This is a genomic window from Thermatribacter velox, from assembly GCF_038396615.1.
GTDB lineage: Bacteria > Atribacterota > Atribacteria > Atribacterales > Thermatribacteraceae > Thermatribacter > Thermatribacter velox.
On the sequence record NZ_CP121689.1, the window covers coordinates 988,909 to 1,013,909 of the forward strand.

The 25,001-nt window shown below is 44.3% G+C and carries 23 protein-coding genes and 7 tRNA genes; 25 read left to right on the plus strand and 5 right to left on the minus strand.

The window, feature by feature from the left end; genetic code table 11:
• The first annotated feature begins 2 nt into the window (after window positions 1–2).
• The 14 genes from lpdA to QBE54_RS04995 all read left to right on the plus strand — a co-directional run bounded on the left by lpdA (window position 3) and on the right by QBE54_RS04995 (window position 8,452).
• Window positions 3–1,394 (plus strand): dihydrolipoyl dehydrogenase, encoded by a 1,392-nt coding sequence (gene lpdA, locus QBE54_RS04930; RefSeq protein ID WP_369019232.1) that lies wholly within the window; start codon window positions 3–5, stop codon window positions 1,392–1,394.
• 12 nt (window positions 1,395–1,406) lie between these two features.
• Window positions 1,407–2,519: an aminomethyltransferase family protein gene (locus tag QBE54_RS04935; RefSeq protein WP_369019233.1), complete on the plus strand. Its 1,113-nt coding sequence runs from the start codon at window positions 1,407–1,409 to the stop codon at window positions 2,517–2,519.
• Window positions 2,520–2,522: 3 nt separating this feature from the next.
• The gene (gene gcvH / locus QBE54_RS04940) at window positions 2,523–2,903 is read left to right on the plus strand and encodes a glycine cleavage system protein GcvH (protein WP_369019234.1); all 381 of its coding nucleotides are present in this window, start codon (window positions 2,523–2,525) and stop codon (window positions 2,901–2,903) included.
• Entirely contained in the window at window positions 2,854–3,696 is an 843-nt protein-coding gene (locus QBE54_RS04945) for a biotin/lipoate A/B protein ligase family protein (RefSeq protein WP_369019235.1), read from the plus strand. Before gcvH ends, QBE54_RS04945 begins: the two co-directional genes overlap by 50 nt.
• Window positions 3,697–3,785: 89 nt before the next feature.
• Window positions 3,786–3,864 (plus strand) — tRNA-Asp (locus QBE54_RS04950).
• 9 nt (window positions 3,865–3,873) lie between these two features.
• A tRNA-Phe gene (locus QBE54_RS04955) sits at window positions 3,874–3,949 on the plus strand.
• Window positions 3,950–3,957: 8 nt separating this feature from the next.
• Window positions 3,958–4,032: transfer RNA gene (locus QBE54_RS04960), tRNA-Gly, on the plus strand.
• Between the two features lie 2 nt (window positions 4,033–4,034).
• Window positions 4,035–4,110, plus strand: a tRNA-Cys gene (locus tag QBE54_RS04965).
• Between the two features lie 14 nt (window positions 4,111–4,124).
• Window positions 4,125–4,199, plus strand: a tRNA-Val gene (locus QBE54_RS04970).
• 76 nt (window positions 4,200–4,275) lie between these two features.
• Window positions 4,276–6,102: a threonine--tRNA ligase gene (gene thrS, locus QBE54_RS04975; protein WP_369019236.1), complete on the plus strand. Its 1,827-nt coding sequence runs from the start codon at window positions 4,276–4,278 to the stop codon at window positions 6,100–6,102.
• 1 nt (window position 6,103) lies between these two features.
• Window positions 6,104–6,979: a class I SAM-dependent methyltransferase gene (locus QBE54_RS04980; RefSeq protein ID WP_369019237.1), complete on the plus strand. Its 876-nt coding sequence runs from the start codon at window positions 6,104–6,106 to the stop codon at window positions 6,977–6,979.
• On the plus strand, window positions 6,976–7,788 hold the full coding sequence (locus QBE54_RS04985; RefSeq protein WP_369019238.1) for a 50S ribosomal protein L11 methyltransferase: 813 nt from the start codon (window positions 6,976–6,978) through the stop codon (window positions 7,786–7,788). Before QBE54_RS04980 ends, QBE54_RS04985 begins: the two co-directional genes overlap by 4 nt.
• Before the next feature lie 45 nt (window positions 7,789–7,833).
• The gene (locus QBE54_RS04990) at window positions 7,834–8,238 is read left to right on the plus strand and encodes a hypothetical protein (protein ID WP_369019239.1); all 405 of its coding nucleotides are present in this window, start codon (window positions 7,834–7,836) and stop codon (window positions 8,236–8,238) included.
• A 16-nt stretch (window positions 8,239–8,254) separates the two neighbouring features.
• Window positions 8,255–8,452, plus strand: coding sequence for a hypothetical protein (locus QBE54_RS04995; protein WP_369019240.1), 198 nt, complete (start codon window positions 8,255–8,257; stop codon window positions 8,450–8,452).
• Window positions 8,453–8,455: 3 nt separating this feature from the next.
• Here QBE54_RS04995 and QBE54_RS05000 read toward each other — a convergent pair.
• Window positions 8,456–8,530, minus strand: a tRNA-Val gene (locus tag QBE54_RS05000).
• A gap of 202 nt (window positions 8,531–8,732) precedes the next feature.
• On the opposite strand from QBE54_RS05000, the gene QBE54_RS05005 reads away from it, so the two are divergent.
• The gene (locus QBE54_RS05005; RefSeq protein ID WP_369019395.1) at window positions 8,733–9,704 is read left to right on the plus strand and encodes a class II fructose-bisphosphate aldolase; all 972 of its coding nucleotides are present in this window, start codon (window positions 8,733–8,735) and stop codon (window positions 9,702–9,704) included.
• Window positions 9,705–9,831: 127 nt separating this feature from the next.
• Here the strand turns inward: QBE54_RS05005 and QBE54_RS05010 are convergent, their stop codons facing one another.
• The 3 genes from QBE54_RS05010 to QBE54_RS05020 form a co-directional block, all read right to left on the minus strand.
• Window positions 9,832–10,179 carry a hypothetical protein gene (locus tag QBE54_RS05010; protein WP_369019241.1) on the minus strand — a complete coding sequence of 116 codons (348 nt, stop codon included), beginning with the start codon at window positions 10,177–10,179 and terminating at the stop codon, window positions 9,832–9,834.
• 136 nt (window positions 10,180–10,315) lie between these two features.
• Window positions 10,316–11,230, minus strand: coding sequence for a tyrosine-type recombinase/integrase (locus QBE54_RS05015; protein ID WP_369019242.1), 915 nt, complete (start codon window positions 11,228–11,230; stop codon window positions 10,316–10,318).
• A gap of 96 nt (window positions 11,231–11,326) precedes the next feature.
• Window positions 11,327–11,413: transfer RNA gene (locus tag QBE54_RS05020), tRNA-Leu, on the minus strand.
• 135 nt (window positions 11,414–11,548) lie between these two features.
• On the opposite strand from QBE54_RS05020, the gene QBE54_RS05025 reads away from it, so the two are divergent.
• Both QBE54_RS05025 and hcp read left to right on the plus strand, forming a co-directional pair.
• Window positions 11,549–11,968 (plus strand): Rrf2 family transcriptional regulator, encoded by a 420-nt coding sequence (locus QBE54_RS05025; RefSeq protein WP_369019243.1) that lies wholly within the window; start codon window positions 11,549–11,551, stop codon window positions 11,966–11,968.
• A 6-nt stretch (window positions 11,969–11,974) separates the two neighbouring features.
• Window positions 11,975–13,624 (plus strand): hydroxylamine reductase, encoded by a 1,650-nt coding sequence (gene hcp, locus QBE54_RS05030; RefSeq protein ID WP_369019244.1) that lies wholly within the window; start codon window positions 11,975–11,977, stop codon window positions 13,622–13,624.
• Between the two features lie 107 nt (window positions 13,625–13,731).
• Here hcp and QBE54_RS05035 read toward each other — a convergent pair whose 3' ends face one another.
• Window positions 13,732–14,739, minus strand: a complete 1,008-nt coding sequence (locus QBE54_RS05035; protein ID WP_369019245.1) for a LacI family DNA-binding transcriptional regulator — start codon at window positions 14,737–14,739, stop codon at window positions 13,732–13,734.
• A 155-nt stretch (window positions 14,740–14,894) separates the two neighbouring features.
• On the opposite strand from QBE54_RS05035, the gene QBE54_RS05040 reads away from it, so the two are divergent.
• The 8 genes from QBE54_RS05040 (at window position 14,895) to QBE54_RS05075 (ending at window position 24,581) form a co-directional block, all read left to right on the plus strand.
• Window positions 14,895–16,100 carry a hypothetical protein gene (locus QBE54_RS05040; RefSeq protein WP_369019246.1) on the plus strand — a complete coding sequence of 402 codons (1,206 nt, stop codon included), beginning with the start codon at window positions 14,895–14,897 and terminating at the stop codon, window positions 16,098–16,100.
• Window position 16,101: 1 nt separating this feature from the next.
• Complete coding sequence (locus tag QBE54_RS05045; protein ID WP_369019247.1) at window positions 16,102–17,616, plus strand: sugar ABC transporter ATP-binding protein; 1,515 nt, start codon at window positions 16,102–16,104, stop codon at window positions 17,614–17,616.
• Entirely contained in the window at window positions 17,600–18,586 is a 987-nt protein-coding gene (locus QBE54_RS05050; RefSeq protein WP_369019248.1) for an ABC transporter permease, read from the plus strand. Before QBE54_RS05045 ends, QBE54_RS05050 begins: the two co-directional genes overlap by 17 nt.
• 93 nt (window positions 18,587–18,679) lie before the next feature.
• Entirely contained in the window at window positions 18,680–19,639 is a 960-nt protein-coding gene (locus tag QBE54_RS05055) for a substrate-binding domain-containing protein (protein ID WP_369019249.1), read from the plus strand.
• Between the two features lie 74 nt (window positions 19,640–19,713).
• Complete coding sequence (locus QBE54_RS05060; RefSeq protein WP_369019250.1) at window positions 19,714–21,345, plus strand: ABC transporter ATP-binding protein; 1,632 nt, start codon at window positions 19,714–19,716, stop codon at window positions 21,343–21,345.
• Entirely contained in the window at window positions 21,342–22,430 is a 1,089-nt protein-coding gene (locus QBE54_RS05065) for an ABC transporter permease (RefSeq protein WP_369019251.1), read from the plus strand. Before QBE54_RS05060 ends, QBE54_RS05065 begins: the two co-directional genes overlap by 4 nt.
• A 2-nt stretch (window positions 22,431–22,432) precedes the next feature.
• Window positions 22,433–23,362, plus strand: coding sequence for an ABC transporter permease (locus QBE54_RS05070; protein WP_369019252.1), 930 nt, complete (start codon window positions 22,433–22,435; stop codon window positions 23,360–23,362).
• A gap of 49 nt (window positions 23,363–23,411) precedes the next feature.
• Entirely contained in the window at window positions 23,412–24,581 is a 1,170-nt protein-coding gene (locus QBE54_RS05075) for a BMP family ABC transporter substrate-binding protein (protein ID WP_369019396.1), read from the plus strand.
• Window positions 24,582–25,001 lie beyond the last annotated feature (420 nt).

Here is a 25,001-nt window from a genome sequence, read left to right on the forward strand (position 1 = left end):
GTATGCGTGAATTTGACCTTTTAGTGATTGGTGGCGGTCCAGCCGGATATGCGGGAGCCATACGCGCAGCACAAAGAGGGTTAAAAGTAGCGTTAATAGAAAAAAGAGAGTTAGGGGGTACTTGCCTTAACCGGGGTTGCATACCTACTAAAGCCTTATTTAAGGCTCAAGAAGTACTGCACCTTGTGCAAAATGCCGCCCAGTTTGGGATTAAGGCAAGCTTTGAGGGTCTGGATTGGAACCAGGTCCTCAAAAGGAAAAACCAGATAGTAAAAAGGCTAACAGGTGGAGTAGGTTTTTTGCTACGCAAAGCTGGAGCAGAAATCATTCAAGGGGTAGCTCGTTTTGTGGATGGGAACCAGATTGAAGTTACCAAGGCGGATGAGAGCAAGGAAGTATTGAAAGCGAGGTTTATCTTCCTGGCTTCGGGCTCCAGGACCGCTCTGCCACCTGTGAAAGGGTTAGAACTTGAAGGAGTAATCGACAGCGAAGAGGCACTGTCTTTACCCTCCTTACCCGAAAGGCTTGTAGTAATTGGTGGGGGGGTTATTGGTATGGAATTAGCATGTATTTTCAACACTTTTGGTGTCCAAGTAGAAGTTATTGAAATGATGCCCAAGATACTGCCTCCAGTTGATAGCGAAGTGACTGCTTTGCTTACTGAAATGGTCGAAAAAAGAGGCATGAAAATCCACCTTGAAGCCAGAGTCAAAGCGATTCAAAAAGTAGCAAAGAGTCTTAAGGTTACTTTTGAAAAAGAAGGCCAGGAAAAAGAAGTGCAAGGCGACCTGGTTCTCATAGCAACAGGCAGAAAGCCCCTTTTAGAAGGGTTGAACATTGAATCCACCGGAATACAGGTCGAAAATGGCGTTCCCAAAACTGATTCAACTATGCGCACCACTGTACCCCACATCTATGCGATAGGAGACATAAACGGAAGACACATGCTGGCCCACGTTGCCTACAAAGAAGCTGAAGTAGCTGTAGCTAACCTATTGGGTGAGAAAAAATACATGGATTACCGAGCTGTACCCAATTGTGTTTTTTGCTCACCCGAGGTTGCTTCAGTGGGCCTCTCCGAGGAAGAAGCTATCCAGAAAGGTTTTGACGTGAGTATTGGCAAATTTCCCTTTCGAGGCTGTGGAAAAGCGCTTATTGAGGGTGAGAGTGAGGGTTTTGTCAAAATCATTGCCTGTAAAAAAACCAAAGAAATACTTGGAATACACATCATTGGCCCGCAAGCGTCTTCTCTTATTGCAGAAGCCACGTTAGCCATGGCCCTGGAATGTACTCCCCAGGAGATTGCCGAAACTATCCACGCACATCCCACCCTTCCTGAAGCAACCATGGAAGCAGCAGAAGCCGTTTTTGGGGCTCCATTGCACTTCTCCTGAAGGAGGTATCTCTTGAGAAAGCTCCCTCTGGCCCACAAACATCTTGAAATCGGCGCAAGAATGGGGGGATTTGCAAGCTGGGAAGTGCCTCTTTTCTACAAGAGCATTCGCGAAGAATATTTCACCTGCAAAAACAACTGTGGCCTTTTCGACATTTCCCATCTGGGCAAATTCATAGTTCAAGGTAAAGATGCGCAAGCTTTTATGGAATTTATTTCAACCCGCCACTTCTCAGAAAAAGTCTCCCCACGGGGTAAAGTGAGCTTCTTTTTAAACATAAGGGGTGGCATTATTGATATGTCTTTGGTCTACAAAATCGAGGACCGAAAGTTTTTGATATTCACCAATGCTGGAGCCCGAGAGAAATTTTTTCTATGGACAAGTTATATTGCAAATCAGCATCATTTTGACATAGAAGTTGAAGATCATACTGAAGGGAGTCTCCTTTTTTCCATACAGGGACCAAAAAGCCGGGAAGTCGTGAAAAGAGCTTTTTCTGAAAATCTGGACTCCTTGCCCCGTTTCGGGTGGAAAAAACTTGCAGCATCCAATTACAACCTGATGATTATGCGAAGCGCTTTTTCTTACGAAGACGGTTTTGAAATATGGCATCAGGGGATAGACAACGGAAACATCTGGGGAACTTTACTTCAGCAGATTACTGAACAGGGAGGTTGTCCCTGTGGCTTTGGAGTTCGGGATCTTTTACGCTTTGAAGCTTCATTGCCACTTCACGGGCAGGAAATCGATGAAACGGTAACCCCACTTGAGCTCAAAAAGGAATATCTTATAGAATGGGAAAAAGAAGACTTTATAGGCAAAAGTTCACTATACCTTGAGCGGAAAATTGGACCCAAAAAACAGCTGGTAGGCATAGAAATCATTGAGGGGAGAAAAATACCCCGTTATGGCTATCCTGTATACAGTTCCCAGAATCTACCCTGTGGCTACATTACCAGTGGCAACTATTCCTTTATGTTTAGGAAAATCCTGGGGCTTGGCTTTCTGGACCAACAAAGTTGCTCCCTCGGAGAAGAGCTGATTATCTCGGCTCCAGGGGGTAAAATAAAAGGCAGGATAGTAAATATTCCTTTCATTACATCTTTTTCTGAGAAAGGAGAATGATAAATGAACATTCCAGAAGGTTTGCTTTACACCAAAGACCACATTTGGGTTAAAAGAGAAGGGGATATGGTAACCTGTGGCATCACCGATTACGCCCAAAGTGAGCTGGGTGATGTGGTCTTTATAGAACTTCCCTCTCCTGGTCAGAAATTTAAAAAGGGGCAAAAAATGGGCAGTGTAGAATCGGTTAAAAGTGTGTCTAATCTCTACGCTCCTGTCTCTGGAGAAATAATGGAAGTGAACGGTGCCCTGGAAGAAAAGCCCGAAACCATCAATCAAAAACCTTATGAGGGATGGATAGCCAAAATAAAAATCGAAGATGAAAAAGAACTGGGTGAACTACTCACTGCAGACCAGTACAGAAAATTTATCCAGGAAAGCTGACCTAATTTTAAGAGTTATATTTGACGGTAAAAATTCTGGCTTCTGGAACATGGCCCAGGATGAAGCTTTGCTTAGCCTGGGAGAAACAATAGAACAGGCTGTCCCTCCCACTTTGCGGTTTTTTTCATGGTCAGAACCAACCCTCTCAATAGGGCGTTTCCAGAGAACGGACAGCCTAAACCTCTCTTACCTTGAGAAAAAGAAGATCCCCCTGGTTAGGCGCCCTACTGGAGGAAGAGCTATACTACACGACAACGAGATAACCTTCAGCCTGTACCTTCCACTTCCTAAGGAAACTCTCAACCCCCTTGTTCTTTACTGCTCCCTAAAAGAAGCGTGGGTAAAGACTCTGCAGAAAATAGGTTTGTTTCCCGATACAAAGAACAATTCTAAAAACTACTTTGCCTCACCTTATTGTTTTTCTCTGAACACTGCCCACGAGATAACCATTAGAGGAAAGAAAATAATTGGCATAGCCCAGGCGAAAGCGAAAAAAGGAGTCCTTTTTCAGGGCTCGTTCATCCTATCTGGTAATCGTGAAGAAATAGCCTGCTGTTTTATAAATTGCGAAAAAATCCAACAAGAACTCTGGTCAAACTTAACTACTCTCGAGGAGTTAACCCCCAAACCGCCAGTAAAAGAAGAAATCACAAACATATTCCTCAATACCTTGGCAGCAACTCTTGAGATGCCCTGGTACAGAGGAGAGCTCAGTGGAGAGGAACAAAAAAGGGCTGAAGAGCTCTTCCAGACTAAGTATGCACCCTTATCTCCTTACCACACCGAAAGATAATCCCATAAAAGCAAAGAAAAATCCACAAAAATCTTCTCAACCACTTGCCAAAGAGCAGCAAAGTGGCTAAAATGTTAACTGTCTTGAGCGGGGTCGTGGTGTAGCCTGGCCTAACACGTCAGCCTGTCACGTTGAAGATCGCGGGTTCAAATCCCGTCGACCCCGCCAGAAGTTTGTGCCGAGATAGCTCAGGTGGTAGAGCGATGGACTGAAAATCCATGCGTCCCCAGTTCGACTCTGGGTCTCGGCACCATTAAGCGAGCGGAAGTAGCTCAGGGGTAGAGCATCACCTTGCCAAGGTGGGGGTCGCGGGTTCAAATCCCGTCTTCCGCTCCAGTGGCGGCATAGCCAAGCGGCTAAGGCAGAGGATTGCAAATCCTTCATTCCCCGGTTCGAGTCCGGGTGCCGCCTCCAGAAAACTCTGGCGTGGGCGGCTAGTTCAGAGGGAGAACGCTTCCTTGACGCGGAAGAGGTCACTGGTTCGAGTCCAGTGTCGCCCACCATTAAAGTGCATAAAAAGGGGCGCCACCATAAGATGTGGCGCTTTTTTCATTTACAGAACAAGCAAGGAGGAAGCCAATGAGTAAGGAAAAACGCGCGATAGCAGCTGTTTCAAAAGAGGGAGAAATCATAGACCTAAGCCTCGTCAAGGAAAATGATGCGGTGGAACGGTATATTTATTTCGATGATCCAGAAGGCAAGAAAATCTATTGGCACAGCACTGCCCACATTATGGCTCAGGCGGTAAAAAGATTGTACCCGGAAGCCAAGTTGGGTGTTGGACCAGCAATTGAAGAAGGTTTCTATTATGATTTCGACATCCCGGGAGGAATTGAGGAAACAGCGCTTAAAGCTATAGAAAAAGAAATGAAAAAAATCATTAAAGAAAATTTACCCTTTGTACGCAAAGAAGCGAGCAAAGAAGAAGCAAGAGATATTTTTGAGAAGCGAGGAGAAAAATACAAATTAGAAATCCTTGAAGAGATACCTGAAGAACGAGTGAGCATATATCAAAATGGAGAATTTGTAGACCTCTGTCGAGGGCCTCACGTGCCTTCCACAGGTTTTATAAAGGCATTTGCGCTTTTGAGCGTTGCAGGAGCCTACTGGAAAGGAAAAGCCGAGAACCCTATGCTCCAGCGAATCTATGGGATTTCTTTCGAGAGCAAGGAAGAGCTGCAAGCATATTTAGAGCGCCTGGAAGAAGCTCGAAAAAGAGACCATAGGCGCTTGGGAAAAGAACTGGATCTTTTCAGCCTTCACGAAGAAGGCCCAGGTTTTCCGTTCTTTCATCCCAAAGGCATGATTATCATAAATACTCTGATAGACTTCTGGCGTAAAGAGCACCTGAAGCGAGGCTACCAGGAAATTAGAACTCCTATCATGTTGGATAGAAAGCTCTGGGAGCGCTCTGGACACTGGGAACATTATCGGGAAAATATGTATTTTACTCAGATTGAAAACCGGGAATTTGCTATAAAACCCATGAACTGCCCTGGAGGCATTCTTGTCTACCAGACCCGCTTACGCAGTTACAAAGAACTCCCCCTCCGTATTGCAGAACTTGGTCTGGTGCACAGACACGAGCTATCTGGAGTTTTGCACGGCCTTATGCGCGTCCGCTGCTTTACCCAAGATGATGCACACATTTATATGGAGCCCCACCAGGTTAAAGACGAAATCATAGGAGTGATAAGACTCGCCGACTTCTTCTATCGACTTTTTAACTTTGACTACGAAGTAGAACTGAGCACTCGTCCTGAAAAAGCAATGGGTTCTGACGAAATGTGGGAACTGGCCACTTCCTCCCTGGAAGAGGCCCTTAAAGAACTCAATCTTCCTTACCGCGTCAACGAAGGAGAAGGCGCTTTTTATGGGCCTAAAATTGACTTCCATCTGCGTGATAGCCTGGGACGCCGCTGGCAATGCGGTACCATCCAGCTCGACTTCTCGATGCCCGAAAAGTTTGACCTCTCTTACATAGGAAAAGATGGAGCCCGGCACAGACCTGTAATGCTTCATCGTACCGTTTTGGGGAGCATAGAGCGTTTTTTGGGAATACTCATTGAGCATTTTGCAGGAGCTTTCCCACTCTGGCTGGCACCTGTGCAGGTTGTGATATTACCAATAGCTGAACGACATCTTTCCTACGCCCAGAAAGTCAAAGCGACTTTACTGGAGAGGGAAATAAGAACTGAGTTGGACGACGAAAATGCAACGCTGGGGGCCAAAATAAGGAAAGCGCAAAATAGCAAAATTCCTTATATTTTGATTGTGGGTGACAAAGAGGAACAGGAAGAAAAAGTGAGTGTGCGGAAAAGAAAAGAGGGAGATATTGGGAGTTTAACTCTGGAAAAATTCATCGCAAATATTCAGGAAGCAATCAATAAAAAATCAGTGGAGTGACATGAGAGAAGCCGAGCTTCACAAAAATTTTTGGAACCACCACGTCGCCAAAGAGAAGCGAAGGGACAGGAACTTAGAAAAAAAGATCCATACCGATTTAGTATGGCTTGAGATAGAAAGAGTTTTACAAGAAGGTATGACTGTCCTGGATGCAGGCGGAGGACATGGAAGGTACTCGTTACTCCTCGCTGAAAGGGGTTGTGAAGTTTACCACCTGGATATCTCAAAGCGAATGCTCAAGGATGCTCAGGATGAAGCTCGGAAGAAGGGCATTAGCAACATCCGTTTTATAGAAGGTGATATCAGGAACCTCTCTTTTTTTGAGGACGGAAAGTTTGACCTGGTAATCTCTCTGGATGCACCTGTATCCTATGCCTATCCACAACATGAAAAGGCTCTGAAAGAACTGGCCAGAGTGAGCAAAAAAATGCTCATCATTTCAGTGGTCAATCGTTTGGGCCAACTTCCGGTGTTCATAGAAACAGAGCTCCGCTTTCATAAATCCCTGGAAATCAGCATGAAATTTCTGAAAACCGGCAATTGGGATCATCCGCCATTTTTAAGCTCCCTGGAAGGGAAAATGCCCTTTCTGTCCTATTTCATTTTTCCTCCCCTGCACGGGTTTTTGCCTCAGGAAGTAATTAGCATGGTAGAGACCAATGGTTTCACAATTGAGCGCTTGGTGGCCACAGGTACTTTAGCCCGTATGTTGTCCCCGAAAACACTCCGTAAATTGTCTAAGGATGCAAACCTATACCGCGAGTTCTTAAAAATCTCCTTAGAGTACGATTCCCAAATTGAAGTCTTGGGCATAGGTGCCAGGTCAGCTTCCGGAATCTTAATTGTAGCACACCGCAAGCAGGGGAGAAAGCAGTGAAGTGGCGCAAACTCGTTATCATACCGAAGGATGATGTATCTCGCGAGCTCCTGTACCTTTTCTTTCAAGGAAAGGCGATAGGTGGTTTGTGGGAAAATGGAGAGAAAATAATTGTTTACCTTGAAGAACAAAAAACTCTGGACGACTTACCAACAAACCTTGTAAAGCATCTTGAAGAAACTGAAGAACCGGAAAGTGATTGGAAAAACTATTGGAGAAAGAATTTTCCAGTAGTTTGGGTTGAGAAAAACATTACTATTCGTCCTCCTTGGATAGGGCCAACCGGGGCTGGTATAGATCTGGTTATCTACCCCGGACTCGCTTTTGGCACCGGTCATCACCCCACCACTTTGTGGTGTATTAGAATGCTCAAGAAATACTGTAAAAAAGGGAATACTCTCCTCGATGTGGGAACGGGTTCAGGAATACTCTCCATATTTGCTTCCAAAATAGGAGCCTCCAGGATAGTCGCTTTAGATATAGACCCCCTGACCCAGAAAGAATTACAAAGAAACTGCGCCTTAAATAATATTCATCCCCAAAAAATTGATTTTAAGCTCGGCAGCATCGCCGATGTGAGGGGCAAGTTTGACCTCCTGGTGGTAAATATAAGTCCCAACTTTATCATTGAAAACGCACCTCTTTTTGAGGAAAAACTTGTTCCTGGGGGATTGCTTATAGTCTCAGGTTTTGAAAGGAAAGACATACAGAAAGTGTGCTACAGGCTTAACCTTTTAGGGTTTCAAGAAACAGACCGCGCCGTTCAAAACAACTGGGTAACCATGGTTTTTTCTAAGAGTAGGAAGTAAGTTATAATAATATTGAAGTCCCAAAACAGTGAGGTGGTCTGTGCTTTGAGAATTGCTTTTGTGTACTCTACTAAAGACCAAGGCCTGGTAAATATTACTAAATACATGATAGCGCTTTTTGAAAAATCCGGCCATACGGTAAAAGCAATAGAAGTTGAGAATCTTTCTTCGCCCATAAGCTTTAGGCCTTTCGACTTGGTTATGGTGGGAGCAACGATAACCAGTTTCTTTGGGGGGAAAATCTCTCAAGAAGTTGTTAAGTTTCTGCAGGGAGCCAACGGGATGGAAGGGAAAAAATCAGTCGCTTATGTGAAATCTGCACTCTTTGGTACCGACAAGGCCTTACGCCGCCTGATGGGGCATATGGAATCGCGAGGCGCCTTTGTAGTTGATTTTGAGGCCATCAAAGGACAGAAAGAGGCAGAAGAACTTGTGAAACGTCATCTTTAAGAAGGGAGGGTAAAAGATGGAAGAGCGTTCCGGAAAAAGTAAGGAGCTTTTTGAAGAATTACTTTTTGGACCTATTGAAAAGTTTTTCGGACCCCTGGTCGATGACGAAGTAAAAAAGCACCTTTCTCAAGCTCGAATAGAATTACTTAAAGCTATGCGGGTTGCCATAGACCGAGAAATTGAAAAAGCAGAAAAGAAACAACAATGTCAATAAAAATGGTGCGCGGTGCTGGATTCGAACCAGCGACTTCCACCGTGTGAGGATGGCACTCTACCGCTGAGTTAACCGCGCACTTGAGTGTCTATAAGCATTATATGCAACTTCCCAACCTGTGTCAACCAAATACCACTCAAAAACACATAACTATTGGTTCTAATCCTTGCTATCGAAAAGTAGACTTTCCGCAACAAAATGGTAAAATAAAACGTTGTGTTGCAAACAGCTATCTCCCTGCGAAAAGGGGGAAATCTTGATAGAAAAGGGGATATGTGATATGGCAGTGCATTTCAGTGAGCTCGGTCTGGTTAACACTCGCGAGATGTTCCGAAAGGCCATGGAAGGAAAATACGCTGTTCCTGCCTATAACTTCAACAACATGGAACAGCTCCAGGCTATAATCATGGCCTGCGTGGAGTGTAACTCCCCAGTTATACTGCAGATTTCCAAGGGCGCTCGCAAATACGCCAACCAAACTCTTCTGCGCTATATGGTACCGGGAGCAGTCCAGATGGCCCGCGAATTGGGTAGCAACATTCCCATCGCGCTTAATCTGGATCATGGGGACTCCTTCGAGCTCTGTAAAGCCTGTGTAGATAACGGTTTCTCCAATGTTATGATCGACGGCTCTCATCTCCCCTACGAAGAAAACGTAGCACTTACTAAAAAGGTAGTTGAATATGCTCATGCTCATGACGTTACAGTCGAAGGGGAACTCGGTGTGCTGGCTGGAATTGAAGAACACGTCTCCTCAGAGGAAAGCCACTATACCAAACCTGAAGAAGTTGAAGACTTTGTCTCCAGAACTGGTGTAGACAGCCTGGCGATTTCCATAGGTACCTCCCATGGGGCTTATAAGTTCAAACTTAAACCAGGTGAACCACTTCCCGAGTTGCGTTTTGATATCCTTGAAGAAATAGAAAGACGACTCCCTGGCTTCCCCATTGTTCTCCATGGAGCCTCGTCCGTGCTCCAGGAGTATGTGGAAATCATAAACAAATACGGCGGAAAACTCGAAAACGCAGTAGGTGTTCCTGAAGACCAAATTAAAAGAGCAGCCCAGTCGGCTGTTTGCAAAATCAACATTGATTCTGACGGGCGCCTGGTTTTCACAGCTATGGTTCGCAAATATCTTGCTGAAAACCCTGCTGAATTTGACCCCCGAAAATACCTTGGAGCAGCCAGAGAAGAACTCAAGAAGATGTACATAAGAAAATGTGAATTGTTGGGTAGCGCCGGCAAGGCTTAATCATCAAAAAAGGCCTGGCGACAAAGCCAGGCCTTTTTTGATGCGAAAAATTTTTTGCAGTACTTCTTAGAGAACTTCGGTAACAAAAGACAATTTGTTTGTCTTCTTCAAAAATTTAAGTTTTGCTTTACTGGCAACTTTGACAGCTGGAAGAATTACTGACTTCAGGAACCGCAACCTCGGTATCAGGCATAGCTGCCGAAATGTTCACCGAAGTACGGTAAGAAACTGCATGTCCAGCGCTGTCTTCACCCTCAAATACAAGCAGGACTTGACCTGCAGTTATGCCATGCGAAGAAAAATAGTCCTGTACCTCGCTCGAAAAAATTTCTACGGTCCAAGACACTCCTTCTGTGCCTTCATCCTCCAAAGGAGGAACCAGGACATAAACAAAGAGAGAACGATCCAAAGAGGAGATACGATTACCCTGTGCATCATAATAATATATATGGCATCTGGTGATTTCTGCACCCACCTTATTAAGTGGATAAAAGGTAAATTCCAAAGATTAGCCCATAATCTGCAGAGCCTGCATCAGAGCCCATTGTTTCAAGTATGCTTTTTAAGTCCTGCAATTTCACCCACCAGCGCTTCATCTTAAAACACCCCCATTAACTTATCTTTCTTATTCTTTTTGCCCCCAGCACATTCAAAGGCGAAGATTTCTCGTGTTCTTTTTGCAAGTCTTCCTGTGTCAGTGCAAGGTATCGTTTGGTCATAGTCAGGTCTGTGTGTCCTAAAATACGCTGAAGAACAAATACGTTCATACCATTACGTAGGGAATACAAGGCGAAAGCATGGTGCAAATCATAAGGGGTAATTCGGTAACCCAACTTTTTGGAATAGTCTTGCAATATTTTTGTCCACGAATTGCGTTGCATTGGTTTTCCTTCCCACGTGCAAAAAACAGGGGCATTGTGCCAAGCCGAATGACGAACAGATAATAGACGGTGTAACCATTGTACAGTTAGGGATGAAAGGGGTAGAGTCCTTGGGGCTTTGGTTTTTGCAATCCCACCCGGAATAGTCACTTCCCGCGCTTCAAGGTTAAAATGCTCAGGCAAAAGCGAAAGGGCTTCCTTAGGTCGTATGCCAGTATCTAAAGTAAGTAGAAGCAGGGTATAGTTACGCAACCCGGCAAAAGTATTTTTGTCCGGCAATCGTAACAATTTTTGTAAGATTTCAGGCGGTACAGCACGCATTTTGCTTTCTGTTTTACGTTTTTTAAAAGTTATAGGATTTTGTGGTACCGCGCCTTGTTGCACCAGGTAGTTGAAGAAGGCTTTAAGGTAGGCTCGGCGAATATTGAAGGTAGCTGGGGCTAAGTCAGAAGAAAAGTACTCATTAACCCTTTTCTGAATGCCTTCCCAGTCTTCAAGGGTTAAACCTTCGAAGAAGCGTGGGATATAGTAGCGGTAATCATTTATTGTTGTTTCCCGACACCCGTTAAGGCGCTTTTCCGCAAGAAAGCGCGCAAGATACTCTCGCCATGTCAAAGATTTTACGATTTTTATAACGCGGGGCATTGAAATCTACCACCCACTGGATTCAGCGGGCAGCAGCAAGGCGAACAAACATCGAAGAGAACCCAGAGGGCCCAGCTTGCCAAGAAAGCTACAAACTGGTGCCGAAGGGGGGAGTTGAACCCCCACGGGTTTTCACCCACTGGATCCTGATTCCAGCGCGTCTGCCATTTCCGCCACTTCGGCACGCACTCATAAATATATCATGGAACAAAGCTTTGTCAAGACGTTTCACTCTAGTGAGAAATCCAAAATCTTTTTCAGTGCTCTTGCAATTTAAGTATTTAAGTATTAAAATACCTAAAAGAGGTGAAAAAGGATATGGCACATCCCTTCAGGATGCAGGAGGCAACTTCGATAGCCTTGCATAGCATGGTAAAAATTGCGCAAGCACATCCAGAACCTCAGCAGGTTGCTGTTCTTGCTTCGGAAATAGGAGTATCCAGAAATCACCTGGCAAAAGTGCTCCAAAGGCTCCATAAAGCGGGTCTCGTCAAATCGAAGCGAGGACCGAAGGGAGGCGTAACACTTGCTAAAGAACCCCAACAAATAAATCTTCTTGAAATATACGAAGCCATAGAAGGCAAATTCAGCCCTAATGCCTGTCTTCTTAACAAAAAAGACTGTCCATTCAAAAAATGCATAATGGGAAATCTGGTTGGCGAGATAGGAAGAATGTTTGGCGAATTTTTCGCATCCTATTCTCTCGCCGACTTTAAGTCCAAAAATAATGGGAGGTGAGTGAAATTGTTCTGTTATCAATGTGAACAAACGGCACAGGGTACAGGATGTACCGCATTCGGTGTGTGTGGTAAGGACCCAGAAGTGGCATCTCTGCAGGATTTACTGGTGTACTTGCTGGAAGGAATAGGGCAGTATATGACGAGAGCGAGGAGAAATGGTTTGCAGGATGGAGAAATCGACCGCTTTGCTTTGGAAGCACTCTTTGCAACCCTTACCAACGTTGATTTTGACCCTCAACAGCTTGCCGAGAGAATCAAAAAAGCAAGCAAAATAAAAGAACGGGCACGGACACTCTACGAAGAATCCTGCAGAAAACAGGGCCTCGCTCCGGAAAATTTAGAGGGACCAGCTCAGTTCGTAGTTCAAGAAAGTTGGGACACCTCTGAAATGGTACGGAGAGGAGAAGCATTCAGTCTCGAGAAAGACATAGAAAGCCTTGGCGAAGAAATTGCTGGGGCCAAACACTGTGTTCTGTATGGTCTCAAAGGCATTGCAGCATACGCCCATCACGCCCGGATTCTTGGCAAAGAGGACCAAAAGTTGTACGACTTTTTCTACGACACCTTGGATTTCTTAACTCGTAACAACTATTCTCTGGAAGAATTGCTTTCCAAGGCTTTAGAAGTAGGTAAATGGAACTTAAAAGCCATGGAACTTTTAGACAATGGGCATGTTGAACGTTTTGGCCACCCTCAACCTACACCAGTGCGCATCACCCCAAAAGCTGGCAAAGCCATAGTGGTCTCAGGTCATGACTTGGTTGACCTTGAAGCACTATTGCAACAGACGCAGGATAAGGGTATAAACATCTATACCCATGGCGAAATGTTGCCAGCCCATGGTTACCCCGGTTTAAAGAAATATCCTCATCTTGTAGGCAACTATGGAAGCGCCTGGCAGAATCAGCAAAAAGAATTCGATGCTTTTCCGGGAGCTATTCTCATGACTACCAACTGCATTCAGAAACCAAGGGAAAGCTACAAAGACAGAATTTTTACCTGCGGGCCTGTAGGTTGGCCTGGCGTGCTGCATATCAGCGATCGTGACTTCGGCCCGGTTATTGAAAAAGCGCTTTCTCTACCAGGGTTTGAACAGGACGAACCTGAAAAATCTATCACTGTGGGTTTTGCCAGAAATGCGGTTCTGAGTGTTGCTCCAAAAGTTATTGAAGCGGTCAAACAGGGTAAAATAAAGCACTTTTTCCTCATAGGTGGATGCGATGGGGCGAAACCAGGGCGTAATTACTATACCCAGTTCGCCCAAATGGTCCCCCAGAATTGCGTAATCCTCACTTTAGCTTGCGGCAAGTACCGCTTCAACAAGCTTGATTTCGGTACTATAGAAGGCATACCCCGCTTGCTTGATGTAGGACAGTGCAATGACGCTTATTCTGCCATCCAGATTGCCCTGGCCCTTTCAGAAGCTTTTGGGGTAGGAGTAAATGAACTACCCCTTTCTCTTATTTTGTCGTGGTATGAACAAAAAGCGGTTGCCATACTTTTAACCCTCTTGCATTTGGGCATAAAAAATATTCGGCTTGGACCCAGTATGCCTGCATTTGTAAAACCAGCAGTATACAATGTTTTGAAAGACCAGTTTAATCTTCTTCCAATAACTACACCCGAAGAAGACTTGAAGGCAATACTCGGATGATCCGTTGACCAGCATCCACAGGAGACAGGTTTTTGTTTGAGTTCTGTCTCCTGTGGAATTAACATTTAATAATAGTCAGCAGAGAAAAAAACGAACACAACCCGTTTTTAGGCAACTCGAGGTGGGGCAGTCGAAGAGCGAATCACCAGATAGGGTTTAACCACCATGACCTTTTGGGTAACTTTTTCACCTCTGATCAAACTGTCAAGTAATTCCACTCCCAAACGAGCCATTTCCTCAAAGGGCTGCGCTACTGTGGTAAGAGAAGGAGAAACTACCTCACAGAGGGGTATGTTGTCAAAACCAACCACCGAGATATCTCTGGGAATATCCAGCCCCTCGCTACGAAAAGCCTGCATGACTCCAAATGCCATCATGTCGTTATGTGCAAAAACTGCGGTGGGCAAATTGCCAGTTGCAAGCATCCTTAGGGCGGCTTCTTTGCCACCATTAATTTTAAAATCACTTTCAACAATGTATTCATTGCGGAGATCAATACCCGCTACTTTAAGACCCTCGCGAAAGCCCTCAAGTCTTTCTCTGCACAACCTTATTTTTAAAGGACCAGTTACGCAAGCAAGGCAACGATGCCCCAGCTCGACAAGATGTCGAGCCGCCAGGAAACCTCCCAGAAAGTTATCGAGTTTTACCGTCGGTGCAAATTCTATCTCCAGAGTCCTATCCAGAACGACATAAGGAACCTGCCTGAAATAAGAAGACATAAAAAGAATGCTTTCATCAGAAACCCTGGAGAAAATAATGCCATCTACCTTTCTCTGAACCAGTACTGAGAGATAGTTCCTTTCTTTGTTTTTGTCGTTGTTGGTATTACAGAGAATGACGCTATAGCCCCGGGCAGAAAGAAATTCCTCAAGATACTTAGCCAACCTGGCAAAAACGAGATTCTCCACATCCGGGACCAGACATCCTACAAGCCGAGTTTTCTGTTGACGCAATCCCCGAGCCAGAAGGTTAGGTTGATAATTTAGTTTTTCAATAGCTTCTATAACTCGGGAACGCTTCTCCGGACTAACTTTTCCCGAGTTGTTTATAACTCTGGATACAGTAGCAATAGAAACCCCTGCCAGTTTAGCAACGTCTTTAATGGAAGGCATTTGAAAACGTTGTCATGCTTTTTTACCTATCGTAGCAGTTTATGGAATAAATTTCAATCCTTCGGATGGTTGACACATATTTTTGCCTTATGTTACATTAAAGAAAACGTTAACAAGCAATTTTTCGTAACCAATTAGAGAAAGGGGATACCGGTATGGATAACAATGCGAAAAGTATTATTGAAAACGCCCTTGAACAGGGAAAAGGTGTGTTTCGCCTTTTTCCGACCTGGGTACCCCGTGCCTTCTGTATTCCGGGAAAAAGACTCAAGCTTCATCCCGATGATTATTATGCCTTTGGAGCTCATCGTGGAGGTATCGATGAGCGATGGTTTGCTTCCACAGTAAAAGCTGACAATGGTCCAGAAACCCTCCCTGACGAAGGATTAAGTTACATCTACTTTGAAGATGGCAACAAAGCACACAAAGTACTTCTTAAAGACGCAATCGAGCTTATGGGGAAAGAAATTCTTGGTGAGCAAATAATGCAAAAATATGGTGGATGGACCATGTTTGCCAAATTCTTCGATAACATGAACCCTCTTCCCCATCATGTGCATCTTGACGATGAAAAAGCTGCAAAAGTGGGCCAGCTTGGCAAACCAGAAGGCTATTATTTTCCAAAGCAACTAAACAATCACGGTGGCTATTTCCCTTATACCTTTTTCGGTCTTAATCCAGGCACCAAGCGTGAAGATATCATAAATTGTTTGAAAAATTGGGATAAAGGAGATAACGGCATTCTCTATTATTCCAGGGCTTATAAACTGAAATTAGGTACTGGCTGGAATGTGCCTCCTGGAATACTTCATGCTCCTGGTTCGCTTTTGACCTACGAACCCCAGAGAGCATCAGATGTGTTCGCTATGTTTCAAAACATCGTATGGGACAATTATCTTTCTTGGGATCTTCTGGTAAAAGACGTTCCCGAAGAGCACAAAAAAGATCTGGACTACATAGTGGACTTGCTTGACTGGGAAGCAAACCTAAATCCCAACTTCTTTGAAGATCACTTTCTTCCTCCCAAACCAGTAAAAGCAATTGAAGAAATGCACGCCGAAGGATATGAAGAAAACTGGGTAGTCTATAGCAGCGAATTTTTTGCTGCGAAAGAGCTTACTGTATTTCCAAGAAGTTCGGTAACCATTAAAGAAAACGGACCTTATGGAGTCATTGTGATTGAAGGACATGGTCGTTTTGGCACTCTTGAAATTGAGTCACCTCAGTTAATCCGTTTCGGACAAATGACCAAAGACGAACTATTTGTCACTTACAAAGCAGCCCGAGAGGGAATAACCATAACTAACTTGAGTGACAAGGAAAATCTGGTAATGCTCAAGCATTTTGGTCCGGAGGCCTAACTTGCCTGAAAATGTAATCCTTCGCTTTGAAAAAGTTAGCAAGCGTTTTCCAGGAGTTCTGGCTCTTGATGAAGTAAGTTTTGATGTAAAACAGGGTGAAGTGCATGCCCTGGTGGGGGAAAACGGAGCAGGTAAATCCACGCTTATTAAAATAGTGACCGGTGTTCATCGTCGCACTTCTGGAGAGATCTACTACGAAGGAAAACCTGTAGACTTTCATACTCCTCACGAAGCTCTCGCCAGAGGCATTGCTGCTATCTACCAGGAGTTCAATTTAATTCCCGCTCTTACTGTTGCCGAAAACATTTTCATGGGCCACCATTTCCTCACCCCTCGTGGCCTGGTAGACTGGACCAGAATACGCCAGGAAGCTAAAAAGTTGCTTGATTTCTTAGATGTTGATATTGATGTTGATGCAAAAGTTCGAGACCTTGGGGTTGCCAAAAAACAAGTCGTGGAAATAGCAAAAGCGCTATCTTTAAATGCCAAGATTTTAATTATGGATGAGCCCACGGCAGCCCTGGCTCAAAAAGAAATAGAAACCCTTTTTCGGATAATTCGTTTTTTAAAAGAAAAGGGAGTAACCATCATTTATATTTCACACCGCCTGGAAGAGATTTTTAAAATTTGTGATCGAGTAACTGTCCTGCGAGATGGAAAACACATTGCAACCAGAAACCTCGAAGAAATCAATATGGAAGACATAATCCGAATGATGGTTGGAAGAAACATAACCAATAAATTTCCACGTATTCCTCACACTCCTGGAGAAGAAATCTTGAGAGTAGAAGGGCTTACCCGTCACGGTGTTCTGGAGAATATTTCTTTTTCCCTAAGAAGAGGGGAAATCCTTGGCATTGCTGGAATGGTTGGTTCAGGAAGAACCGAGCTACTCAGAGCAATTTATGGCGTGGACCCAATTGATAAAGGGGAAATTTACATAAGAGGAGAAAAAGTCCAGATTAACTCACCTGTTGAAGCTATCAATTTTGGAATGGCCCTGCTTCCGGAAGAACGCAAAACGCAGGGTTTAGTGCTTCTTCTCTCGGTGCTTGACAACATAGGACTTCCTGTTTTGCCTCAGATTTCTCAACGGGGGTTTGTCGATGACCAGCGGCTACTTGAAATAGGAGAGGAAATGGTCAAACAGATGAATATAAAAACTCCTTCACTTTACCAGAAGGTAATGTTTCTCTCAGGAGGCAATCAACAAAAAGTAGTGCTTGGAAAGTGGTTTGCTCGCAACTGTGATATCTACCTCTTTGATGAGCCAACTCGGGGTATTGATGTGGGAGCCAAGGTTGAAATCTACCACCTCATGAATAAACTTATCGAAAAAAAAGTGGGTATCATCATGGTTTCTTCTGAGTTACCCGAAATCCTTGGAATGAGCGACCGAATCCTGGTAATGCGTGAAGGAAGAATTGTTGGTGAGCTCAATCGAGAAGAAGCCACACAGGAAGCTATCCTGAGCTTAGCGGTGGGGGGTAATGCAAAAAATGCAGTTAATCAGTGACGAACAAGAAACCCAAAAGAGTTTCGTCGAACGGTTTTTTATATTCTGGGACAAGGCAGGAATACTCCTTGCCTTTATAGTAGTTTGTGTTATTTTCGGTGCATTAAACCCTATTTTCTTCCACCCCCTGAACATACTGAACGTAATCCGTCAGGTATCCATCATCGGGGTTATTGCAGTAGGAATGACTTTTGTAATTCTTCTGGCTGGTATTGACCTTTCAGTTGGCTCTATTGTTGCTTTTTGCGGAATTATTGCTGCGGCTTTTCAGGTAAAATGGGGAGGCAGCCTCTTTCTCAGTATCGTCATTCCCTTGTTGATTGGTGGCGGAATAGGTTTTATGAATGGTTTTATATCCACCAAAGGGGGTTTGCACCCATTTATCGTGACCCTTGGTTCGATGAGCATTTTTCGGGGAGCAACCCTCCTTGTGGCCCAGGGAAAACCCATTGCTGGTATGAGTCAGGCCTTTCGCTTTATAGGAGCCGGCATGGTAGGTCCTATTCCCTTTCCAGTAGTTATTTTCATCTCCATAGTTATAATAGCCGGCATAGTATTGAAAAGAACAGTGTTTGGACGCTATATTTACGCCATTGGCGGTAACGAAGAAGCTGCATTGCTTTCAGGTATTATGGTTGAGCGATATAAAATATCGGCATTTACTATTTTGGGCTTTCTTTCTGGATTAAGCGCTCTTATTCTTACTTCCCGGCTTAACTCTGGAGAACTGGTAGCAGGGCAGGGATATGAGTTAGACGTCATTGCTTCAGTTATAATCGGTGGCACCAGCCTTATGGGCGGTGAAGGAGGCGTCTACGGTACTCTGGTCGGTGCATTGCTTATAGGTGTAATATCCAATGGGCTCAACCTGCTTGGAGTGCAACCTTACTGGCAGATGATAGTTAAAGGCTTTATCATAATCCTTGCCGTCTTGCTCGATAAACTCAAAAGACGCTTCAGAACAACCTGATAGAAAGGAGGTGCACCGAACAAAAATAACTCTGACATCAAAATTTGAGTCAAAAAGAAAACTTGCTTATATCCAAAGGGAGGTCGATGATTCATGAAATGGTTAATCAGAGTGGCTCTTTTAATGGTGATAGTGGCAGTACTTTTTGGAGGAGTGGCAGTTGCTCAAAAATTGACTATCGGATTGTCTTTCCCAAGCCTTTCTTTTGCCTGGTTTGCTTTCTTAGAAGACGCCGTCAAACAAAAAGCACAACAACTCGGTGATATTGAAGTAATATCTTTGGAAGCTCAAAACGAAGTTTCCAAGCAAATCTCTATAATTGAGGACATGATTATCCGAGGTGTAAACGGAGTGCTCCTGGTACCCATCGAAGTCGAGGCAGTCATTCCTGCTATTGAAGCATTAAACAAAGCCAATATACCAGTTGTCACCGTAGATAGAAGGATTAAGGAAGGTGCTCCAGTTGAGATTCTCTGCCATGTTGGTGCCGATAATACAGAAGGTGGTCGTAAGGCAGCTCAATTTATAGTGGAAAAATTAAAGGAAAAGTATGGGGAGCCAAAAGGTGTAGTCATTGAACTTACTGGTACCCCAGGAGCAGGTCCCGCCATTGACCGGAGCGCAGGTTTTCACGAAATAATTGACCAGTATCCTCAGATAACCGTAAAAAGCCAGACTGCTAATTTCCGGCGTGATGATGGTATGAAGGTAATGGAGGACTTCATAATGAGTACTCCTCAGATTGATGCAGTGTTTGGTGCTAATGATGAAATGATTTTGGGTGCCATTCAGGCTATGGATGCGAGTGGCAAAATTGATGTAAAAGAAACCATAACTGTAGGTTTCGACGCTTTGCCTGAGGCTTTGAAGCTTATCGAAGAAGGTATTCTCGATGCAACCATTGAGCAATTCCCGGGCAAACAGGCATCAACAGCTTTTGAAATACTGGTTAACTACTTAAGAAAAGGCGAGAAGCCAGCTCAAAAAGTCATGCTTATCGAACCAGCAGTTATAACCAAAGACAACCTCGATCAAGCCGAGAAAAGCTTCTAAGTCTGAGCGAAGCACTGAACTTTATGGGCCACCAATTAAAAAGAGGGGGCAGCGCTGCCCCCTCTTTTTAATTGGTGATAAATCCCATTCATTTGGTAAGTCCTGCACTTTTAAAATCACCAAATACTGATAAAATTATGACTATGGTTATAAAAACAAGTTTAGAACACACCAATAACTTTGTCCTTGAATTCAGGGGAGTAACCAAACGCTTTCCACCCAATAATTTAGCAAACGACCATATCACTTTTGGCGTTAAACAGGGTAGCATCCATGTCATTCTTGGAGAAAACGGAGCGGGCAAATCAACCCTTATGAACATCCTTTACGGGTTGTATCAACCCGATGAGGGTAGCATTTTACTCCAGGGCAAAGAAGTACACATCACCTCACCCAGGCGAGCCATCGAACTCGGAATAGGCATGGTTCACCAGCACTTTAAACTGGTTGAAACTCACACTGTACTTGAAAACATCGTCTTAGGTTTGAAACATACTCCTTTTACGCTTCCCAACAGGAAGCTTGAAGAAGAAATAAAAAATATGTCAAATGCTTTCCGTCTCCCCGTGGACCCTCAAGCAAGAATCTGGCAACTTTCTCTTGGCGAACAACAGCGAGTAGAAATTCTCAAGGCTCTTTATCGAGGTGCTAAAATCCTTATTCTCGATGAACCTACTTCAGTGCTGACTCCCAGAGAAATCGAGGGGCTTTTCTCGACTTTGCGCTCAATGAAAAAAGAAGGGAAAACCTGTATATTCATAACCCACAAACTCGAAGAAGCCGTGGAAATTGCAGATACCATAACTGTGCTTCGCAAAGGAAAGGTGGTTGGCTCTTTCGAACCTACCAAAGTAACATTGCGAGAACTCGCAGAGCTTGTAGTAGGTAAAAGTATTGAGTTGACCGCTAAAAAACCTCGGGTGTCGGATTTTGGAGAAACCGTGCTTGAAGTATCGGACCTGTGGGCAACTGGGGATAGAAACATACTTGCCCTACAAGGAGTGTCTTTTCAAGTACGAGCCAGAGAAATTGTTGGTATAGCTGGGATATCCGGCAATGGCCAGAAAGAGCTGGTGGAAATACTATCTGGCCTAAGATATCCTAAAAAGGGTAAAATAATAGTAAATGGAAAAGAATTTACAAAAATACAACCTGCAGACCTTTTACAAGAAGGAATAGCTTATATACCCGAAGACCGAAGGTTAGCCCTTGTAGAACAGATGAATATTAGTGAAAATCTGGTTTTACGAAGTTTTCACCGTAGTCCCTTCGCGAAAGGTCCCTGGATAAACTGGAAAAAGGTGAAGGAAAAAGCTGTGCGCCTTGTTAAGGAATACGCTATCAATCCTCAAAACATTGAACTACCGGTAGGGTTGCTTTCAGGAGGTAATAAACAACGTGTGGTGCTAGCCAGAGAGCTTTCCCGTCATCCCCGCTTAATTATAGCAGCTCAACCAACTGTAGGGTTGGATATCGCTGGAACCGCTTTCATTCACCAGCTGCTTCTTGAGAACTCTTCGAGAGGCTCTGGTGTCTTGCTTGTTTCAAGCGACCTTGACGAAGTAATGTTGCTTGCAGATACCATTCTGGTGTTCTTTCGGGGAAAAATAATTGGCAAAAAGGAAAGACCTCAACAGGGATGGAGTGAAGAAGATCTGGCTCAAGTTGGCCTCTGGATGGGTGGAGTAAAGGAGGAAACACGTTGAAAATAAAGAAGTTAACCCTGGTAGAACATCTACAACCCGTGCCAACCAGTGTTGTCGGTATATCGGCTTTAGCCCTGATTGCTGCTTTGGGAGTGGTTAGCTTAATTTTCGCTGCTTATGGAATCCATCCCCTAAAAGGCTATCAAACGCTGTTCAAAGGAGCCTTCGGGAGCTGGTATGCCCTTTCAGAAACTTTAACCAGAACCATACCTCTTTTAATAGTTGGTTCAGGTTTAACATTAGCCTTTCAAGCTTCAACCTGGAACATTGGAGCGGAAGGCCAAATCCTTCTTGGAGCATGCGCTGCTACTTGGGTAGCTCTTTTTTCTGGTTTACCTCCCACATTGATAATTCCTGCAATGTTCCTCCTGGGTTTCCTCGCTGGAGGAATGTGGGCTTTACTCCCTGGTTACTTCAAAGCCAAATTTTCGGTCAATGAAACCATAGTAACTTTGATGCTCAATTATGTGGCCTCCAACATTGTACTCTACCTTATTCATGGACCCTGGAAAGGAAAAAGCGCGAGAGGGTTTGCGTATACTGATATGTTTCCAAAAGAGGCCTGGCTGAGTACTATAAGCGGTACACGTATTCCTATCTTGACCCTGGTACTGGGCTTTCTAATAGCTCTTGCTTGTTACATCATACTCCGTTATACAACCTTTGGTTTTCGCCTTCGAGTAAGTGGTCAAAATCCCCAAACTGCTAAGCTAGTAGGCATCAAGCAGGAAATGGTCACTTTGTGGGTGATGTTCCTTTCGGGAGGCCTCAGTGGCGTAGCTGGAGCGGGAGAGGTTAGTGGCATTCATCACCTCCTGCGTCACCCTTCACACATTTCTCTTGGTTACGGTTATACTGCCATAATCGTGGCCTGGTTAGCCAGGGCCAACCCCCTGGCAGTACCGCTTTCTGCTTTTCTCTTCGGAGCATTAATGTCTGGCGGTGATGCTCTCAAAGTTTCATTAGGAATACCATTTCAAATGGTACACGTTTTTAACGGACTGATTATTTTCTTCCTCATTGCTGGAGAAAGATTTATGCGGTATGGATTAAAACTAACCAAAAACGGGGAGGTAGGAATGTAACCTTGGACACGCTCTCCTGGATAGAAAGTGTTTTGGTACGCTCATTGCTTTACGGAACGCCCCTGGTTATCGCTACTCTGGGTGAAATCTATGCAGAGCGCTCCGGTGTCCTCAACCTTGGAGTGGAAGGAATGATGATTCTGGGTGCATTTGCAGCTTTTGTAACCACCTACTTATCCGCCAATCCCTGGTTCGGTATAGTGGTGGGAATGCTTGTGGGTGGTGGTGCCTCACTAATACATGCTTTTTTGAGCGTTACCTTGAGGGCAAATCAGGTAGTCTCGGGGCTGGCTTTAACTATGTTTGGACTTGGGTTAACCGGTGTTTTAGGAAGACATTTCGAAGGAAAAACTCTACAAGACAGTCTGGCCAGGGTGCATATTCCCTACCTGAACAGGATTCCTCTGCTTGGGAAAATACTGTTTGAAGGGCAAAGTGTTATCGTTCACCTTGCCATAGCACTATCAGTCATCCTTTGGTTTCTGCTTTCCCATACCAGATGGGGCAACTTGGTAAGGTCTGTCGGCGAAAATCCTGCTGCGGCGGACGTGATGGGAGTCAATGTGTGGAAAGTACGTTACATTTGCGTCTTCATAGGAGGCGTTATGGCGGGCCTCGCTGGTGCTTATCTATCCATCGTATACAGACCTTCCTGGGCATACGGAATGACTGCTGGTATGGGATGGTTGGCAGTAGCTCTAACTATTTTTGCTTTCTGGAATCCACTTTATGGCATGATTGGAGGATATCTGTTCGGAGCTCTGTACCACCTATCGTTCAGACTTCAGCCCTGGGTAGCAGCTGAACTTCTGAACTCCTTGCCGTATCTCTTCCCAATCATTGCCCTCCTTTTGTTTTCCAGATTAGCCTTGCATAAAAAAATTGGCGCTCCCGCTTCGCTTGGCAAGCCTTACAAGCGGGGCGAGTCATAAAAGACGCTGTTTCTTATAATAATTTTAGGAGGTGGTTAATTTGGGAAGGTTGTACAGTAAAAAGCTTGTTTCTTTGTGTTTAGTTCTGATATTGGGTTTCGCCATTCTTGGCGTAGCATCAGCCCAGGAAAAAATCAAAGCTGCTTTCATCTATGTAGGACCCATTGGTGATTACGGGTGGAGTTACGCTCACGAACAGGCGCGTCAAATTGTCGACGAAGCATACCCCTGGTTAGAAACAATTTATGTTGAAAATGTACCCGAAGGTGAAGTAGAAGGGGTAATCGACCGAGTTATCAACCAAGAAAAGGTTGATGTAGTGGTTACCACCAGCTTTGGGTTCATGGACGGAACACTCAATGCAGCTTTAAGGTACCCGGATAGAATATTCTTCCATTGCTCAGGTTTCAAGCGAGCACCTAACATGGCTACCTATATGGCTGATTTTCATCAGATTTATTACTTGAATGGAATTATGGCTGGAGCACTTACCAAATCCAACAAAATCGGGTATGTAGCCACTTTCCCCATACCAGAACTTAAGCGCCACATCAATGCTTTTACCCTGGGCGCAAGACGGGTTAACCCTGATGCAAAAGTTTTTGTGCGCTGGCTTCAGAGCGCCTGGTATGATCCAACTGGTGCCAAGGAAGCTGCCGAATCTCTTATTGCCGAAGGCGTGGACGTCTTAGCTTTTACCGAAGATTCTCCTACCGTAGTGCAGGTAGCCCAGGAACATGGCCTACCAAGTTTCGGGCATTATTCCCCTATGTTGAACTTCGCAAAAGAGTCGGTGGTTTCCGGACAGTTGGTCCATTGGGAAGCCATATATTTTGACTTCTTTGCCAAAATCTACGCCGGATATTACAACAATAAAAATCTGGAAAATGTCGACTACTGGTGGCTACTCAGAGAAAAAGCAGTAGAACTGGGAGCTGATTTCGGAGTACCTGTGAATCCAGTTTTTGAGGAAAGGCTTAAAAACTTTGTAGTAAACGACCCCATGTATGGAGAAGTAAATGCCTTAGAGCTGGTTGAGCTTCTTGAGAAAGCTATGTCTGATCCTGAATATGTCTTCAGTCCTTTCAACGGCCCCATTTATGATCGCAAAGGTAATCTCCGGGTAAGAGAAGGAGAAAGATTGTCCCTGGAAGAACTTCTTACCATCGAGTGGGCAGTAGAAGGCGTAGAAGGGTCCTGGCCTGGAGAACCTGAATAACCTTTAAGCACGGAAAAAAAGAGGGACTGTAATCCCTCTTTTTTTCCGTGTAAACACTGATAAAAAAACCGTTTAATTTCTCACCAAGCAAGTTACTCAAAACTCCGCGATGCAAAATTTCGCCAGCTGAAAATACCCGGCGTAAAAGAAAAAACTCGTTCTTTAAAAAGAAAAATTTAAAACCAATATAGAAACCGTTTGCAAAAATAAGATAGAAAACAAAACGTTGGAATACCTGCTATATGATAGAAAAAGACAAATAAGTGGGTTGACAAAAGCTTTTCCATTTTCTATGCTTATTCTTGGATTTAAGTAATCAATTGCAAAAATTTCTTGGAAGGGAGGTGCAGAGCCTAACAAGACAAGCATGCCTTTTGGTTCCAACAAAACTTTGCCATTACTAAAAAGGAGGAGATGTTC

What these genes read in the sequence shown, in the direction of transcription:
- QBE54_RS05040 (WP_369019246.1), top strand. Translation starts at nt 14,895, where the DNA reads ATGGATAACAATGCGAAAAGTATTATTGAAAACGCCCTTGAACAGGGA.
- QBE54_RS05005 (WP_369019395.1), top strand. Translation starts at nt 8,733, where the DNA reads ATGGCAGTGCATTTCAGTGAGCTCGGTCTGGTTAACACTCGCGAGATG.
- QBE54_RS04995 (WP_369019240.1), top strand. Translation starts at nt 8,255, where the DNA reads ATGGAAGAGCGTTCCGGAAAAAGTAAGGAGCTTTTTGAAGAATTACTT.
- QBE54_RS05015 (WP_369019242.1), bottom strand. Translation starts at nt 11,230, where the DNA reads ATGCCCCGCGTTATAAAAATCGTAAAATCTTTGACATGGCGAGAGTAT.
- thrS (WP_369019236.1), top strand. Translation starts at nt 4,276, where the DNA reads ATGAGTAAGGAAAAACGCGCGATAGCAGCTGTTTCAAAAGAGGGAGAA.
- QBE54_RS05035 (WP_369019245.1), bottom strand. Translation starts at nt 14,739, where the DNA reads ATGCCTTCCATTAAAGACGTTGCTAAACTGGCAGGGGTTTCTATTGCT.
- QBE54_RS05050 (WP_369019248.1), top strand. Translation starts at nt 17,600, where the DNA reads ATGCAGTTAATCAGTGACGAACAAGAAACCCAAAAGAGTTTCGTCGAA.
- gcvH (WP_369019234.1), top strand. Translation starts at nt 2,523, where the DNA reads ATGAACATTCCAGAAGGTTTGCTTTACACCAAAGACCACATTTGGGTT.
- lpdA (WP_369019232.1), top strand. Translation starts at nt 3, where the DNA reads ATGCGTGAATTTGACCTTTTAGTGATTGGTGGCGGTCCAGCCGGATAT.
- QBE54_RS05055 (WP_369019249.1), top strand. Translation starts at nt 18,680, where the DNA reads ATGAAATGGTTAATCAGAGTGGCTCTTTTAATGGTGATAGTGGCAGTA.
- QBE54_RS05025 (WP_369019243.1), top strand. Translation starts at nt 11,549, where the DNA reads ATGGCACATCCCTTCAGGATGCAGGAGGCAACTTCGATAGCCTTGCAT.
- QBE54_RS04980 (WP_369019237.1), top strand. Translation starts at nt 6,104, where the DNA reads ATGAGAGAAGCCGAGCTTCACAAAAATTTTTGGAACCACCACGTCGCC.